Annotated in this window: 12 protein-coding genes; 7 read left to right on the top strand and 5 right to left on the bottom strand. The window is 73.8% G+C overall.

Annotated features, from left to right (window positions below):
* Positions 1-6: 6 nt before the first annotated feature.
* Positions 7-780 carry an IclR family transcriptional regulator gene (locus AB2L28_RS05370; protein WP_370717693.1) on the top strand — a complete coding sequence of 258 codons (774 nt, stop codon included), beginning with the start codon at positions 7-9 and terminating at the stop codon, positions 778-780.
* 15 nt (positions 781-795) lie between these two features.
* Here the strand turns inward: AB2L28_RS05370 and nhaA are convergent, their stop codons facing one another.
* Both nhaA and AB2L28_RS05360 read right to left on the bottom strand, forming a co-directional pair.
* Positions 796-2,097, bottom strand: coding sequence for a Na+/H+ antiporter NhaA (nhaA, locus tag AB2L28_RS05365; RefSeq protein WP_370717692.1), 1,302 nt, complete (start codon positions 2,095-2,097; stop codon positions 796-798).
* Between the two features lie 220 nt (positions 2,098-2,317).
* Positions 2,318-2,656, bottom strand: coding sequence for a bifunctional 3-phenylpropionate/cinnamic acid dioxygenase ferredoxin subunit (locus AB2L28_RS05360; protein ID WP_370717691.1), 339 nt, complete (start codon positions 2,654-2,656; stop codon positions 2,318-2,320).
* Positions 2,657-2,880: 224 nt separating this feature from the next.
* Here AB2L28_RS05360 and AB2L28_RS05355 point away from each other — a divergent pair, with 224 nt between their 5' ends.
* The 4 genes from AB2L28_RS05355 (at position 2,881) to AB2L28_RS05340 (ending at position 8,450) form a co-directional block, all read left to right on the top strand.
* Positions 2,881-4,515 (top strand): BCCT family transporter, encoded by a 1,635-nt coding sequence (locus AB2L28_RS05355; protein WP_370717690.1) that lies wholly within the window; start codon positions 2,881-2,883, stop codon positions 4,513-4,515.
* Positions 4,516-4,778: 263 nt separating this feature from the next.
* The gene (locus tag AB2L28_RS05350; protein WP_370717689.1) at positions 4,779-6,062 is read left to right on the top strand and encodes an aromatic ring-hydroxylating oxygenase subunit alpha; all 1,284 of its coding nucleotides are present in this window, start codon (positions 4,779-4,781) and stop codon (positions 6,060-6,062) included.
* Positions 6,059-7,189 carry an FAD-binding oxidoreductase gene (locus AB2L28_RS05345; RefSeq protein WP_370717688.1) on the top strand — a complete coding sequence of 377 codons (1,131 nt, stop codon included), beginning with the start codon at positions 6,059-6,061 and terminating at the stop codon, positions 7,187-7,189. Before AB2L28_RS05350 ends, AB2L28_RS05345 begins: the two co-directional genes overlap by 4 nt.
* 106 nt (positions 7,190-7,295) lie before the next feature.
* A complete protein-coding gene (locus AB2L28_RS05340) occupies positions 7,296-8,450 on the top strand; it encodes an AI-2E family transporter (RefSeq protein ID WP_370717687.1) in 1,155 nt (384 codons plus the stop codon).
* A 60-nt stretch (positions 8,451-8,510) separates the two neighbouring features.
* On the opposite strand, the gene AB2L28_RS05335 is transcribed toward AB2L28_RS05340, so the two are convergent.
* The gene (locus tag AB2L28_RS05335) at positions 8,511-9,878 is read right to left on the bottom strand and encodes a chloride channel protein (RefSeq protein WP_370717686.1); all 1,368 of its coding nucleotides are present in this window, start codon (positions 9,876-9,878) and stop codon (positions 8,511-8,513) included.
* Between the two features lie 117 nt (positions 9,879-9,995).
* Here AB2L28_RS05335 and AB2L28_RS05330 point away from each other — a divergent pair, with 117 nt between their 5' ends.
* On the top strand, positions 9,996-11,588 hold the full coding sequence (locus AB2L28_RS05330; RefSeq protein WP_370717685.1) for a methyl-accepting chemotaxis protein: 1,593 nt from the start codon (positions 9,996-9,998) through the stop codon (positions 11,586-11,588).
* A gap of 29 nt (positions 11,589-11,617) precedes the next feature.
* Here the strand turns inward: AB2L28_RS05330 and AB2L28_RS05325 are convergent, their stop codons facing one another.
* Positions 11,618-12,976, bottom strand: a complete 1,359-nt coding sequence (locus AB2L28_RS05325; protein WP_370717684.1) for a DHA2 family efflux MFS transporter permease subunit — start codon at positions 12,974-12,976, stop codon at positions 11,618-11,620.
* Between the two features lie 294 nt (positions 12,977-13,270).
* Here AB2L28_RS05325 and AB2L28_RS05320 point away from each other — a divergent pair, with 294 nt between their 5' ends.
* Positions 13,271-14,122 (top strand): 3-methyladenine DNA glycosylase, encoded by an 852-nt coding sequence (locus AB2L28_RS05320; protein WP_370717861.1) that lies wholly within the window; start codon positions 13,271-13,273, stop codon positions 14,120-14,122.
* 6 nt (positions 14,123-14,128) lie between these two features.
* Here AB2L28_RS05320 and AB2L28_RS05315 read toward each other — a convergent pair whose 3' ends face one another.
* The gene (locus AB2L28_RS05315) at positions 14,129-14,590 is read right to left on the bottom strand and encodes a nuclear transport factor 2 family protein (RefSeq protein WP_370717683.1); all 462 of its coding nucleotides are present in this window, start codon (positions 14,588-14,590) and stop codon (positions 14,129-14,131) included.
* Between the last annotated feature and the right edge of the window lie 291 nt (positions 14,591-14,881).

Below are 14,881 nucleotides of genomic sequence, written 5' to 3'. Positions count from 1 at the left end.
GGCGCCATGAGCGAGACCCGCGACTCCCGCACCTCCCCGGTGCAGTCGGTCGACCGGGCGGTGACGGTCCTGGAGGTCCTGGCCGAGCTCGGCGAGGGGGGCGTGACCGAGATCGCGCAACGGCTCGAGGTCCACAAGTCGACGGCCTTCCGCCTGGTCACCGCCCTCGAGTCCCGCGGGCTGGTCGAGCAGGTCGGCGACCGGGGCAAGTACCGCCTCGGCATGGCCGTCGTCCGGCTGGCCGGGGCGGTGGCCGACCGGCTCGATGTCACCCGCCGTGCCCGCCCGGCCTGCGAGGAGCTCGCCGTCACGACGGGGGAGACGGTGAACGTCGCCCTCGCCGACGGCGACTCGGCGCTCAACGTCGACCAGGTCCGTGGCTCCTCGTCGGTGGTGGCGCACAACTGGATCGGGGAGCGCACCCCGCTGCACGCCACCGCCAGCGGCAAGGTCCTCATGGCGTTCTGCCCGCCGGTGCGGGCCGCGGGGACCGCCGGGCGGCTGCGCCGCTTCACCGCGGCGACCACGACGCGCCGCCGGGACCTCGAGGAGGCTCTCGACAAGATCGCCGTCGACGGTTCCGCCGCGACGAGCGAGGAGCTCGAAGTGGGCTTGAACGCCGTCGCCGCCCCCGTGCGCGGGCCCGACGGTGAGGTCGTGGCCGCGATCAGCGTGTCCGGGCCGTCCTACCGCCTCACGGCCGACCGGCTCGGGGAGGTCACCGCGGCCGTGGTGGCGGCCGCCGAGCAGGCCTCGGCAGCGCTCGGCTGGCGCGCCTGAGGGCCCTCCGGCGGGTCAGTCGTTGAAGCGCTGGTAGACGTCCGGGATGCCGTCGCCGTCGTCGTCGAGCTGCTCCTGCTCGTACAGCTTGCGGTAGGTGCGGTTGCGCAGGCGCAGGACGACGGTGGCCAGCGCGGCCGCGAGCAGCGAGCCGGTGAGGACGCCCACCTTGACGTGCTCGTCGCGCACGCTGCCGGCGCCGAAGGCCAGCTCGCCGATCAGCAGCGAGACGGTGAACCCGATGCCGCCCAGCAGGGAGGCGCCGAAGACGTCCCACCACGACAGCGAGCCGTCGAGCCGGGCGTTGGTGAAGCGGCTCACCAGGGCGGTCGACCCGAGGATGCCGACGGTCTTGCCCACCACGAGCCCGGCCACGATGCCCAGGGCCACGCGGTCGTGCAGGGAGTCCACCAGGCCCGAGAAGCCGCCGACGGTGACACCGGCGGAGAAGAAGGCGAAGACCGGTACCGCGAACCCGGCCGAGAGGGGACGCCAGCGGTGCTCGAAGTGCTCGGCCAGGCCGGGTCCGGCGTCGGGTCCGCCGGCGGCCCGGGAGCGGATGACGGGGACGGTGAAGCCCAGGAGGACGCCGGCGACCGTGGCGTGCACGCCCGAGGCGTGCATGAGCGCCCAGGCGACGACCGCCAGCGGGATGAGCAGCCACCACGTGCGCACCCGGCGCTGGACCAGCACGCCGAACACGGCGATGACGGCCAGGGCGCCGAGCAGCGGCGGGAGCGAGAGCTGGTCGGTGTAGAAGATGGCGATGATCGTGATGGCCAGCAGGTCGTCGACGACGGCGAGGGTGAGCAGGAAGGTCCGCAGGGCCGTCGGCAGGTGCGTGCTGATGACGGCCAGCACGGCGACCGCGAAGGCGATGTCGGTGGCGGTGGGGATCGCCCAGCCGCGCACGGCGTCCCCGCCGCCGAGGTTGACGAGGGTGAACACGACCGCCGGGACGGCCATCCCGCCGACGGCGGCCAGCACGGGCACCATCGCCCGGCGCGGGTCGCGCAGGTCACCGGCGACGAACTCGCGCTTGAGCTCGAGGCCGGCGATGAAGAAGAAGATGGCCAGCAGCCCGTCGGCCGCCCACTCCCCGAGCGTCAGGTCCAGGTGCAGCGCGTGCGGCCCGACCACCGTGTCCCGCAGCCCGGCGTAGGCGTCGGAGAAGGGCGAGTTGGCCCACACGAGCGCCACGACGGTGCCGACGACGAGCAGCGCGCCGCCGACGGTCTCCCTGCGGAGCACCTCGGCGATGCGCTGGGCCTCGGGCCAGGAGCCGCGGGAGAAGACGGGGCGAGAGGAGTTGGACACGGCGGCCTTCCGGGATCGACAGCGGGAAGGGTCGCCGGGGAGACCGCCGACCAGACTTCCCGGTACACCGGGGTCGAGGCTACCGGCGCCCCCTTGACGGTGTGCACGGGCGTTCGTAGTCTTGCCACTGGTATATCAGTTGAGGTACCGAGTGCCGCACCCGCTCGTCCGCTCCGTCGGAGGTGTCATGCCCGCTCACGTCCGCGCGGCGGCGCCGTCCTCACGCCGGCCGGGGTGTCCCCACCTCCACGACGACCTGACCGTCGACGACCTCGACCAGGTGCGTCCGGACCGGGGTGAGGGCCGGCGGGCTCGACGGCACGCCGGTGCGCAGGTCGAAGGCGGAGGCGTGCCGGGGGCACTCGACGGCGCAGTCCTCGACCCAGCCCTCGGCCAGCGACTCGTCGGCGTGGGTGCACGTGTCGTCGATGGCGAAGAGCTCGCCGTCGACGTTGAACACGGACACCGCTGCGGCCAGCTCGGCGCGGTCCACGCGCACCACCTCCCCCGGGGGCAGGTCCGTCGTCGCGCACACCACGACCCGCGTCCTGGCAGTCATCGTCCCTCGTCCTCCTCCGGTCCGGCCTCCCCCGGATGCTGCCACCGGGCTGCGCGCGACGCGCAGCAGGGACGGCTGCCGCGGTCGCCGGGTGTTCCGCCGGTGTTCCCGGTGTGTTGCGTTCTCGTGAACTCGTTGCGCACAGCGCAACAGCCGCACTACGTTGCCCTGGCGTCACTCCCACTTGCCGGGTGCTGGGCACCCTTTTCCGGAGAGGACCTCTCGTGATCCACGAAGAGATCGACGAAGAGCGTGTGGAGAGCAGACGGGGACGGCCGCTGGACGTCCCCGTGCTGGTCGTGTCCCTGGCGGTCGTGGCGGTGCTCCTGGTGGTCGGGGTCGCCTTCCCCGACCGGCTGTTCGCGAGCACCGGCACGGCGTTGTCCTGGATCACCACCAACCTCGGGTGGGCGTTCGTCCTCGGGGCGACCGGTTTCGTGGTCTTCGCCCTCGTCCTGGCCTTCAGCCGGGTCGGCCGCATCCGCCTCGGGGCCGACGACGAGCGGCCCGAGCACTCCCGGGCGTCCTGGATCGCCATGATGTTCTCGGCCGGCATGGGCATCGGCCTGATGTTCTACGGCGTGACCGAACCGGTGACCCACCTCATGACCCCGCCGGAGGCGGGCATCGAGCCCGGCACCGACGCGGCCGCGGGCGAGGCCATGGACTACGCCCTGTTCCACTGGGGTCTGCACCCCTGGGCGATCTACGCGGTGGTCGGTCTGGCGCTGGCCTACTCCAGCTACCGCAAGGGCCGCTCGGGGGGCTTCTCCGCGGCGTTCGCGCCCCTGCTGCGCGGCCCCCGCGGGGCCGGCGCGGCCCGGGCCATCGACGTGCTGGCGATCTTCGCGACCATCTTCGGGTCGGCGGTGAGCCTCGGGCTGGGGGCCGCGCAGATCAACGGCGGGTTGTCGCGGGTGTTCGGTGCCGGCAGCGGCACCGCCTGGCAGGTCGGCATCATCGCGGTGCTCACCCTGTGCTTCGTCGTGTCGGCGATCAGCGGCATCGAGCGCGGTGTGAAGATCCTGTCGAACACGAACATGGTCCTCGCGGGCCTGCTCCTGCTGTTCCTGTTCGTCGTGGGGCCGACCATCTTCATCCTCGACCTCATCCCGAACGCGGCCGGGAACTACCTGGCCTCCCTGCCGGAGATGTCCGTGCGCACCGGGGCCTACGGCGGGGGTGAGTGGCTGTCCGGCTGGACCATCTTCTACTGGGCGTGGTGGATCTCCTGGACGCCCTTCGTCGGCGCCTTCCTGGCCAAGATCTCCCGCGGGCGGACCATCCGCGAGTTCGTCGTCGGCGTCATGCTCATCCCGACGGTCGTCTCCCTGCTGTGGTTCTCCGTCTTCGGGGGCACCGCCATCCACGAGCAGCTCACCGGCGCGCTGGACGTCCTGGCCAGCCCGGACCAGAACACCCAGATGTTCACGCTGCTGGCCCAGTTCCCCTGGGCGGGGGTGACCTCCGTCCTGGTCGTCGCGCTCGTGGCCATCTTCTTCGTCTCGGGCGCGGACGCCGCCAGCATCGTCATGGCGTCCCTGTCCAGCCACGGCGACGACGAGCCCCGGCGCTGGCTCACCGCGCTGTGGGGTGTCCTGACCGGTGCGGTGGCCGTGGTGCTGCTGTACGCCGGCGGGCTGCAGGCCCTGCAGAACGTCACGATCATCGCGGCGACGCCGTTCCTCGTCGTGATGGTCGCCCTCTGCGTGGCCATCACCAGGGACATCCGCTCCGACCGCCTGATGCGCCCGGTGAGCGCCGGCCCGGTGCGGGTGGAGGTGGTGGAACCGCCCGCCACCGTCGAGGGCCTGCGGGTGACGCGGCGGGAGGCCCTGGAGGTGCCCGTCGACGACTGAGGACCCCTCCGACCACGACGACCCGCCCCGCGCCCCGCGGCGTGGCGCGGGTCGTCGCGCCGTCTCCCAACGGGTCCGGCGCGGCGGCGCAACCCTTTGGGGGAGCGTCGGTTCCAGCCGATCCGCTCGTCCCGGAACCACGGTTCGCGTCGTGCTTGACACGGCCTTCCCCGGGGTTCCAGACTCGTTCCGCGATGAGGCACCGGTTCCGTGATGCGGAACACCCCGCCCACGATCACCCCCCCCCCGAGAGGGAGCGCAGCATGACCGCTCACACCGTCGCCCCCGGCGGTCCCCACCAGGCCCGGGAAGTCCGGGAGGACGTCGACGACCTGGTGCGCCGGCGCGTGCCGGGCCAGAGCCTGGAAGCGCCCTTCTACACCTCGCAGGAGGTGTACGAACGCGACCTGGACGTCGTCTTCGGGCAGAACTGGATCTTCGTGGCGGCGGCGGCCGAGATCCCCGAGCCCGGGGACTTCGTGACGGTCGAGGTCGGTGCCTGGTCGGTGATCCTCGTCCGCGACGACGACGAGCAGGTGCAGGCGTTCCACAACGTGTGCCGCCACCGCGGTTCCCGGTTGCTGCCGGAGCGGCAGGGCTCCGTCGGGAACATCGTGTGCCCCTACCACCGGTGGACCTACGGGGTGGACGGCAAGCTGATGTTCGCCGAGTCCCAGCCCCCGACGTTCGACAAGTCGTGCTTCTCGCTGCGCTCGGTGCACGTGCGCAACCTCGCCGGTCTGGTCTTCATCTGCCTCGCCCAGGACGCCCCCGAGGACTTCGACGCGGTGGCCGAGGTGATCGAGCCGCACCTGCGCCCCTACGAGCTCGACAAGGCCAAGGTCGCCGTGACGTACGACCTGCCCGAGGCCGGCAACTGGAAGCTCGTCATGGAGAACAACCGCGAGTGCTACCACTGCGACGGGCACCCGGAGCTCATCACCGCCTACTTCCCGCTCTTCGCCTACGAGGCCGAGGACATCACGCCGCGTCTGAAGCCGCTGTACGACCGCTACGTCAAGGCCGGTGACGCGCTGGCCAAGGTGCGGGCCGACCACGGCCTGCCGGTGCGCGACCACCGCGAGCTGGACACCCGTCAGGTCGGGTTCCAGCTCTCCCACCTCCCGCTGGACGGGGAGGGCAAGTCCTTCGCCCCCAACGGGGGTGCGGTGTGCTCCAAGCTCCTGGGGTCGGTCAAGGACGCCGCGTTCGGGGACCTCTCGCTGCACATGCAGCCGAACTCGTGGTTCCACCTGCTGTCCGACCACGCCGTGGTGTTCTCCGTGCTGCCGACCTCGACGGGGACGAGCACGCTGCGCACGACGTGGCTGGTGCACCCGGACGCGGTCGAGGGCGTCGACTACGACCTCGACGCCCTGACGATGGTGTGGCGGGCGACGAACGACCAGGACCGGGCCCTGGTGGCCGGGACCCAGGTGGGGTGCACCAACCCCGGGTACGTCCCCGGTCCGTACTCGATGGTGGAGGACGACGTCGAGGCCTTCGTGAACTGGTACGTGACGCGGCTGCGCGAGGCGATCGCGTGACGATCACGGACACCCAGGGCGTCCCGCACCCCGGGGAGATCACGGCCTGGGGCGATGACGTCGACCTCGCCGAGCTGGTCTGCGGCGGCGTCCGCGAGATCACCCACGACGTCAAGACGTTCTGGTTCGAGCCCGCCGGCCCCCACGTCTTCCACTTCGACCCGGGTCAGTTCATCACCCTGCACCTGGACCTCGACGGCCGGCACGTGGAGCGCTCGTACACGATCTCCTCCCCGCCGACCCGGCCGCACCGGCTGGCGATCACGGTCAAGCGCAAACCCGGTGGGCTCGTCTCGAACTGGCTGCACGACAACCTGGCCGTGGGGGACCGCGTCACGGCGGCCCCCCCGCTGGGGGCGTTCAGCATGGTCCACCACCCGGCGAACAAGTACCTGTTCCTGTCCGCGGGCTCGGGGGTCACCCCGCTGATGTCGATGGCCCGCACGCTCGTCGACCTCGGCTCCGACGTCGACGTGGTGTTCGTCCACTCCGCGCACAGCCCGGCCGACATCATCTTCCGGCCCGAGCTGCTCGGGATGCCCACCCAGTTCCCGACGGTGAACGTCGTGCAGGTGTGCAGCCACGACAGTCCCGGTCAGGAGTGGTGGGGGTGGAAGGGGCGGCTGACCCGCGAGGTGCTGCAGGAGATCGCCCCCGACCTGGGCGAGCGGGAGGTGTTCGTCTGCGGGCCCGAGGGCTACATGGCCTCGGTCCGGGACATCCTCGGCGAGGTGGGGTTCGACCTCACCCACCACCACGAGGAGACCTACGTGTTCGAGTCGCTGCCGAAGGCGGCCCTCGTCGAGACCGACCCGGTCGGGATGGAGTCGTTCACCGCGGAGGTCCCCTCCCCGGCCGAGACGGACACGTTCACGGTCTCGATGGCGAAGTCGGGCCGCACCTTCCCCTGCGCCCCCGGCGAGTTCATCCTCGACGCCGCGTTCCGGGCCGGCGTGTCGCCGCCGAGCTCGTGCAGCCAGGGGATGTGCGGCACCTGCAAGACGGTGCTGCTGTCCGGGGAGGTGGACATGCAGCACAACGGCGGCATCCGGCCCCGCGAGATCGCCGCGGGCAAGGTGCTCATCTGCTGCAGCCGGCCGCTGGGGGACGTCGAGATCGACGTCTGACCCCGCTCACCCCGCCAACGGGGGTGCGCCGCGGTCCGGCGACGGCACCATGGTCGCGGAACCGCCGCCGGCGGACTCCGGGGTGCCGTGGGGAGCGGGGTCGTCGATGAGCGTTCCAGAGCACGTGGTGGACCTGTCGGGACGCGCGGGGCCGACCCGCTGGCCCCGCGGAGTCACGCTGCTCGTGGGCCTGGCGGCGATCGTCGCGGTCGTCGCGGGCCTGCGGGCGTTCGCGAGCGTCCTGGGGCCGGTGGTGCTGGCCCTCGTCCTGGTGGTCGTGGTGCACCCCGTGCGGACGCGGTTGCAGCGCGTGCGGTGGCTGCCCGGCTGGGTCGGCCACGTCGTGGTCCTGCTGCTGCTGTACGGGGTCCTCCTGGGAGCCGGGGCGGCAGCCGCCTGGTCGGTCTACCAGCTGGCCGCCACCCTGCCCGGCTACGCCCCGCGGTTCGCGCAGCTGCAGATCGACGGTCTGCGCCTGCTCCAGCAGGTGGGCATCGGTCAGTCCCAGATCTCCCAGGCCCTGGCCTCGGTGGACACCGGCCGCGTCGTGGGGCTGGCCGAGACGGCCCTCATGCAGGTCGGGTCCGGTCTGTCCACCCTGGGTTTCCTGCTGTTCCTCATGTTCTTCCTCGCCCTGGACGCGGCGGTGTTCCCGCGCCTGCTGGCCCAGGCGACGTGGACGCACCCCGACATCGTCTCGGCCCTCGTCGGGTTCGCGGCCGGCACCCGGCGCTTCATCGTCGTCTCGACCGTCTTCGGCGCCGTCGTGGCCGTCCTCGACGTGGGCGTCCTGTCCTGGCTCGCGGTCCCGCTGCCGCTGCTGTGGGGGCTGTGGTCCTTCCTGACGAACTACGTCGCGAACATCGGGTTCTTCCTCGGGCTGGCGCCGCCGGCGCTCCTGGCGCTGCTGGCGAACGGGCCGGAGAACGCCCTGGCGGTGGTGGTCGCCTACACCGTCCTCAACGTCGTCATCCAGGGGCTGGTCCAGCCCAGCATCGTCGGGGGCGCCGTCGGGTTGTCGACGACGCTGACGTTCCTGTCCGTCGTGGTGTGGGGCTTCGCCCTCGGGGCGGTGGGGGCGCTGCTCGCAGTGCCGCTGAGCCTGTTCGTCCGGGCCGTCATGGTGGACGCGGACCGCTCCGCGCACTGGCTGCTGCCGATCATCGCCGGCAACCCCCGCGGGGTGCGGCTGCGCCGGCCCCGGCGGTGGCGGGCCGACCCGCTGCCCGTCCCGGAGCGGGAGCCCGTCTCGCCCGAGTGACCCGCGACGCGACCCGCGACGTGACCCGCGACGCGGACCCCCTGCGCCCGGCGTGCCCGGTCAGGCCACCGCGCGCGCCGTGGCCCGGTCGGTGAGCAGGTCGTAGATCGGCCGGGACCGCAGGACGACCGCCACCAGCATCGCGACGGCGCAGGCGCCGAGCATGGGGAACAGCTGGTTGGTGCTGCCGGTCAGCTCGGTCGCGAGCACGAGGCCGGTGACGGGGGCGTGGACGGTGGCGGTGAAGAACGCGGCCAGCCCGACGAGGGCGAGCGCCGCCGGTTCGGGGGCGCTGCCCGGCGCCACCTGGACCGCCACCAGGCCGACGACGAGGCCGCACTGCGACCCCAGCACGAGCATGGGCGCGAACAGCCCGCCCGGCGTCAGGGCGGCGTAGGACAGCACGCCGAGGGCGAACCGCAGCGCCAGCACCCCGAGCAGGACGGGCACGGCACCCTGCCCCAGCAGGGCCTGCTGCGTGAGCTCGTCCCCGCCGCCGACGAGCTGCGGCCCGCACCACGCGACCACGCCGACGACGGCGCCGATCACCGCGGCCCGGACCTCGGCGGGCCGGCGGCTCGTGTCGACGTGGTGCAGGCCGGTCAGGACGGCGCGGTTGTAGAGGACGCCGAGCAGGCCCGTGAGCACCCCCACGGCCAGCACCCACGGGGCACCGGACAGCCGCGGGTCCGCCAGGGGCGGGACGTGGAAGTCGGGCGCCGCCCCCACCAGCGGGGCGGCGACCGCGAAGCCGGAGGCGGAGGCGACGAGGGTGGCGATCGTGGCCCGCGGGTGGAAGGACTTCAGCAGTTCCTCCAGGACGAACACGCCCCCCGCGATGGGCGCGTTGAAGGCGGTGGCCAGCCCCGCCGCGGCACCGGCGGCCACCAGCAGCCGCAGGTCGGCCCGCGAGCGCCGCAGGACCGAGGACACGAGGACGGCCACCGAGCTGCCCATCTGCACGGAGGGCCCTTCGCGGCCCAGGGCCAGTCCGCCGCCGCCGATGGCCAGCAGCCCCCCGGCGTACTTCACGGGCAGGATGCGGAACCGCCCGGGCCCGGCACGCCCCTCGACGACGGCCTCCACGTGGGGGATGCCGCTGCCCTCGGCGTGCGGTTCGACCCGGCGCACGAGGGCTGCGGCGGCGGCGGTGCACACCGCCCCGCCGCCGACGAGCAGCAGCAGGCCCAGGGCGCCGTGACCGCGGGCCAGGTCGGTGAGCCGGTCGCGCCAGCCACCCGCCCCGGTCAGGGCGAGGCGGAACGTGGCGGCCGTCAGGCCCGTCAGGGCCCCGACCAGCACGGCGGCCAGCACGAACCCGACGAGGCCCTCGGGACCCTGCCCGGCCTCCTGCACCGCGCGGACCGGCGGTCTCCGGTACCCGGTGGAGGTGCTGCGCAGCCACGGTCGTGCTCGGTCCTGCCCCATGCCCCATCTGTAGCGGACGTGCCGGACCGCCCGGGACGGGGGCGGTCGTCGAACCGTTCTCCGTTCGGCCCCCCCCGGTGGGCGAAGGTCCGGGCGCCGGTTGCCGATTTCTAGAACATGCCCCTGGTCAGGTTCTTCTGCGACATGCGCATCGTCCCCCGGATGCTGAGCGGCTTCGCCGTCGTCTGCGTGCTCCTCGTGGCCGTCGGTGCGATCGGTGCGGTGCAGCTGGGCGGCGCGCAGCACCGCCTGCACGACATGCACTCCTCGACCGTGGCCTCGGCCAACGCCCTGGGCCGGGTGGGCACCGCGTTCAAGCAGTCCAACAAGGACCTGCCCGACCTGGCCCTGGCCGCCGACGACGCCGCGCGGGCGCAGGTGCAGGAGCAGACCGCCGCCGACGACCGCGTCGTGGACGAGGCGTGGCAGGCCTACCTCGCCTCCGGCCCCGGCTCCACCGCCGCGCAGCGGTCGGCCTTCGAGGAGCACCTGGCGGCCTGGCGCTCGGCGCGCGAAACGCTCTCGCGGTTCGCGCTGGCCGGTGACACCGCCGGGTTCACCGCCGCCCGCCCCACGACCACCGTCCCGCTGAGCGACGCGGTCTCCGCCGACCTGGCGACCCTGGTCGACGGCGAGGCGGCCGCGGGCGCGGCGAGCGCCGACGCCGGCGAGCGGGCCTACCACCAGGCCCTGGCGCTCCTCATCGGTCTGAGCGCGGCCGCGCTGCTGCTCGCGGCGGGCATCGCGGTGCTGCTGGGCAAGAGCATCGCCGTGCCGCTCTCGCTCGTGGTGCCGGTCATCAAGGGCCTGGCCGAGGGGCGCCTGGACCAGCGCGTCCGGGTGCTCTCGACGTGCGAGCTGGGACAGATGGCCCAGGCCACCAACACCTCCGTCGAGCGGCTGGCCGGGCTGATGCGCGAGGTCAGCGCCAACGCCGCGACGCTGTCGTCGTCCTCGGAGGAGCTGACGGCGGTCGCCACGCACCTGTCCTCCGGCGCGCAGCAGGCGGCCGGGCAGTCCACGCAGGTCGCCGACGCCACCGAGGAGATCTCGACCAACATCACCACCGTGGCGGCTGCCGGGGAGCAGATGAGCGCGGCGATCCGCGAGATCGCCACCTCGACCGCCGACGCCTCGGCCGTGGCCGCCTCGGCCGTGGTCACCGCCGACACCGCCCACGCCACGCTGGGCCGGCTGTCCGCCTCGAGCCGGGAGATCGGCGACGTCGTCAAGCTCATCACCACGATCGCCGAGCAGACCAACCTGCTGGCTCTGAACGCCACCATCGAGGCCGCCCGGGCCGGGGAGATGGGCAAGGGGTTCGCCGTCGTGGCCGGGGAGGTCAAGGAGCTGGCCCAGCAGACCGCCCGGGCGACCGAGGACATCACCACCCGCGTGGCGGCGACCCAGGCCGACGCGCACGCCGCGGCCGAGGCCATCGGGCAGATCGGCGAGGTCATCGCCCGCATCGACGGCCTGCAGTCCACCATCGCGGCCGCGGTGGAGGAGCAGTCGGCCACGACGGCCGAGATGGTGCGCAACGTCACCGAGGTGTCCGCGGGCAGCCGGCAGATCGCGTCCGCCGTCGGCGGGATCGCCGCGGCGGCCGAGCAGACCACCGCCAGCGCCGGTCACACCGCGACCACGGCGGGGGAGGTGTCGCACGTCGCGGCCGACCTGAACCGGCTGGTGGCGGCCTTCACGGTCTGACGCCCCGGCGCCCGGGCCGGCCCACGGGGTCAGACCCGGGGGCCGGTCGGTCGCGAGCGCAGCGCCGCCAGCACGGCCCCGACGGCCACGACCCCGGCGCCGAGGAGCAGCACGCTCGTCACGGCGTCGGCGTGCGAGGCGGCCGACCCCGCGGCGAGGCCGGTCGCGACGAACACCACGCTCACGGCGCCGGACCCGGTGGACTGCGAGACCGTCCGGTTGAGGTTCAGGACCCCGGCGGCGGAGGCGGCGTGCCGCAGCGGCGCCGCGGACATCATGTCCCGGTTGTTGGGGGACTGGAACACGGCGAACCCCAGCCCGCAGACCCCGGTCCGGACGAGCACGTCGAGGGTCGAGGCGTCGGGGGGCAGCAGGGCGAGGGAGACCAGACCCCCGGCCAGCACGCTGAGCCCGGCGAACGCCAGCAGGGTGGGGGAGACCCGGTCGGCCGCCCGGCCCGCCAGCGGCGCCACCACGACGATGACCGCCGGCCACGGCGTGAACAGCAGCGCCGACCGCAGCGCGCTGTCGCCCAGGGAGACCTGGAACAGGAACGGCAGCGCCACGAACGCGGTCGCCTGGCCGAAGAACGAGCACGACGCGGTGACGACGGCCAGGGAGAACGGCCGGGTGAACAGCCCCGGGGGGATCACCGGTTCCGCGGTCGCGCGCTCGGCGCGCACGAACAGCGCGGCGAGCACGAGCGCCACGAGCAGCAGCGCGATCGACAGCGGCAGCGTCGAGGCGGCCCCCAGGCCCCGCACCCCCAGCAGGAACGCGGCGATGGCCGCGGCCACGAGCAGCGACCCGCGCAGGTCGAAGCGCGTCCCGCGGCCGGGCGCGCTCGGCAGGAACCGCCACCCCAGGAACGTCGCCACCGCGCCGACGGGCACGTTGACGAGGAACAGCCACGGCCAGGGAGCCACGCTCAGCAGGAGACCGCCGAGCGCCGGGCCCGCCGAGGTGCCCAGGGCCACGGTCATGGCGTTCAGCCCCAGCACGCTGCCCAGGCGCTCGGGGGGGACCACCCGCCGGAACACGGGGATGGGGACGGCCAGCACGAGCGAGGACGCCGTGCCCTGCACGACGCGCGCCGCGATGAGCAGCTCCAACGTCGGGGCCGCCGCGCACGCGACGGAGGCGAGCGTGAACAGCGGCACGCCGAGCAGGAACAACCGGCGGCGTCCGACCCGGTCGCCCAGCGCGGCCGTCGCGGGGATGCAGCAGCCGGCCGCGAGCAGGAACGCGGTCGTCACCCAGACGGTGTCCGAGGCGGAGGCGTCGAGGTCGCGGGCGAGCGTGGGCAGGGCGACGTTGACGATCGAGGTGTCGACCGTGGCCATGAACGTCGCGGCCAGCAGCGCGGCCAGGACCGGGCCCGGTCGCACCGCGGGACGGTCGGGGGGTTCGGTGCTCAGCTCGGGTGGTCCTTCCGCGCGTCGGGCGGCGCACGGGCGGGAGCGCCGAGGCCCGGGGGCCTCGGGTCAGCATCGGTCACCCCGCCGCGAGCCCGGGACGAGGGGTGCGGGACGAGGGGTGCGGGACGAGGGGTGCGGGGCGAGGGGTGCGGGGCGCCGGCGGCCCTCGGTACGGTGGACCCGGTGGAAGCGGATGTCGTGCTCGACGGCCGGGGCGTGCGGGGGACCGGCGACGTCGACGGGCCCGCGGACCCCGTCAGCCTCCTGAGCCCCGCGCACTGGCGCGAGCGCGAGCGCCGGCACGCCGACCGGGCTGCCGCGCTGACCGGGGACGCGGCCGCCCGTCGCGCCCGCGGCGAGGCGCACCCCGTGGAGGACTTCCTCTACACCTACTACTCCTGGGCCCCCGGCAAGCTGCTGCGCTGGCACCCCGGCGTCGGCGTCGTCCTCGCCGGGGCCGACGAACGCGCCGACTGGGCGAACTACGTCGCCGTCCCCGGCGGGGTGCGGGTCGACGCGGCCGGTCTGGGGGCGCGGCGGCGGGCCACCGTCCAGCTCGCCCGCGACGTGCTCGTCGCCACCCGCGGCCGGTCGCCGCAGCTGGCCTGCTTCGGGCTGCACGAGTGGGCGATGGTGCACCGCGCCCGGCCCGAGGAGGTGCGCCACGCCGGCCTGCCGCTTCGCCTGGGCCACGCGGGCACCGACGCGGTCGTGGAGTCGCACCGCATCCGCTGCAGCCACCACGACGCGTTCCGGTTCTTCACCCCCACCGCCGTGCCGCTCAACGAGCTGCAGCCCACGCGGTCGGACCAGGCGGCGCAGGAGCAGCCGGGCTGCCTGCACGCGACGATGGACCTGTACCGGTGGGCGATGAAGCTGTCCCCGGCCGTGCCGGGGGAACTGCTGCTGGACTGCTTCGAACTCGCCCGGGACGTGCGCGTCCTGGACATGCGGGCCTCGCCGTACGACGTGTCCTCGACGGGCCTGACCCCGGTCGCGATCGAGACGGCCGAGGGCAAGGCGGAGTACGCCCGCGCCCAGCGCGGGTTCGCGCAGCGGGCCGACCCGCTGCGCGCCGCGCTCGTCGAGGTGTGCGAGGCGCTGCTGCGCGCGTGAACCCCGTCAGCGCAGCGGCAGGTCCTCGCTCCGCTCGGCGTCCGTGCGCGGGCCGGAGAACCGGCGCCCGCCCTCGGCGATGGCGACGTCGTTGACGCTGGCTTCCCGGCGGCGCATGAGGCCGTCGGGGGCGAACTCCCACAGCTCGTTGCCGTGGCTGCGGAACCACTGCCCGTCGGCGTCGTGCCACTCGTACTGGAACCGGACGGCGATGCGGTCGTCGGTGAACGCCCACAACGCCTTGCGCAGGACGTAGTCGAGTTCCCGCTCCCACTTCCGGGTGAGGAAGGCGACGATCTCGTCCCGGCCCGTTAGGAACTCGTCCCGGTTGCGCCACACCGAGTCCGGTGTGTACGCCAGCGACACCCGCTGCGGGTCCCGCGAGTTCCACGCGTCCTCGGCGGCCTGCACCTTGGCCAGGGCCGCGTCGCGGTCGAAGGGGGGAAGGGGGGGACGGCCGTCGGTCATCCCCGGAGGGTAGAGCGACCGGCAGCAGGTGTGTCACGACGGGTCAGCACCCGGCGACTGGAGGGGCCGGCGTGTCACGAGCCGGCGCGGACACGGGCCCCGGTGATGGTGGAGTTCTCTGCGCTGCACCACCACCGGCGGACCCGGCGAACGCGGCGCGAAACGCCCCGTCCGGCGAGGCCCCGCTCCAGGTCGGCGAGCGGTGACCGGTGGAGCGCACCCACGCCTGGTTCGAGGGGTTCGGCGCGCTGCGCCGCACCACCGAGCGCGGCGGAGCGGTCGTGCGGTCCT

Origin of the sequence: Kineococcus mangrovi, from assembly GCF_041320705.1 — a bacterium.
In the GTDB taxonomy this organism is placed as follows: Bacteria; Actinomycetota; Actinomycetes; order Actinomycetales; family Kineococcaceae; genus Kineococcus; species Kineococcus mangrovi.
Note: the sequence above shows the minus strand (reverse complement) of the source record. Positions and strands in the feature narration are given on the sequence as shown.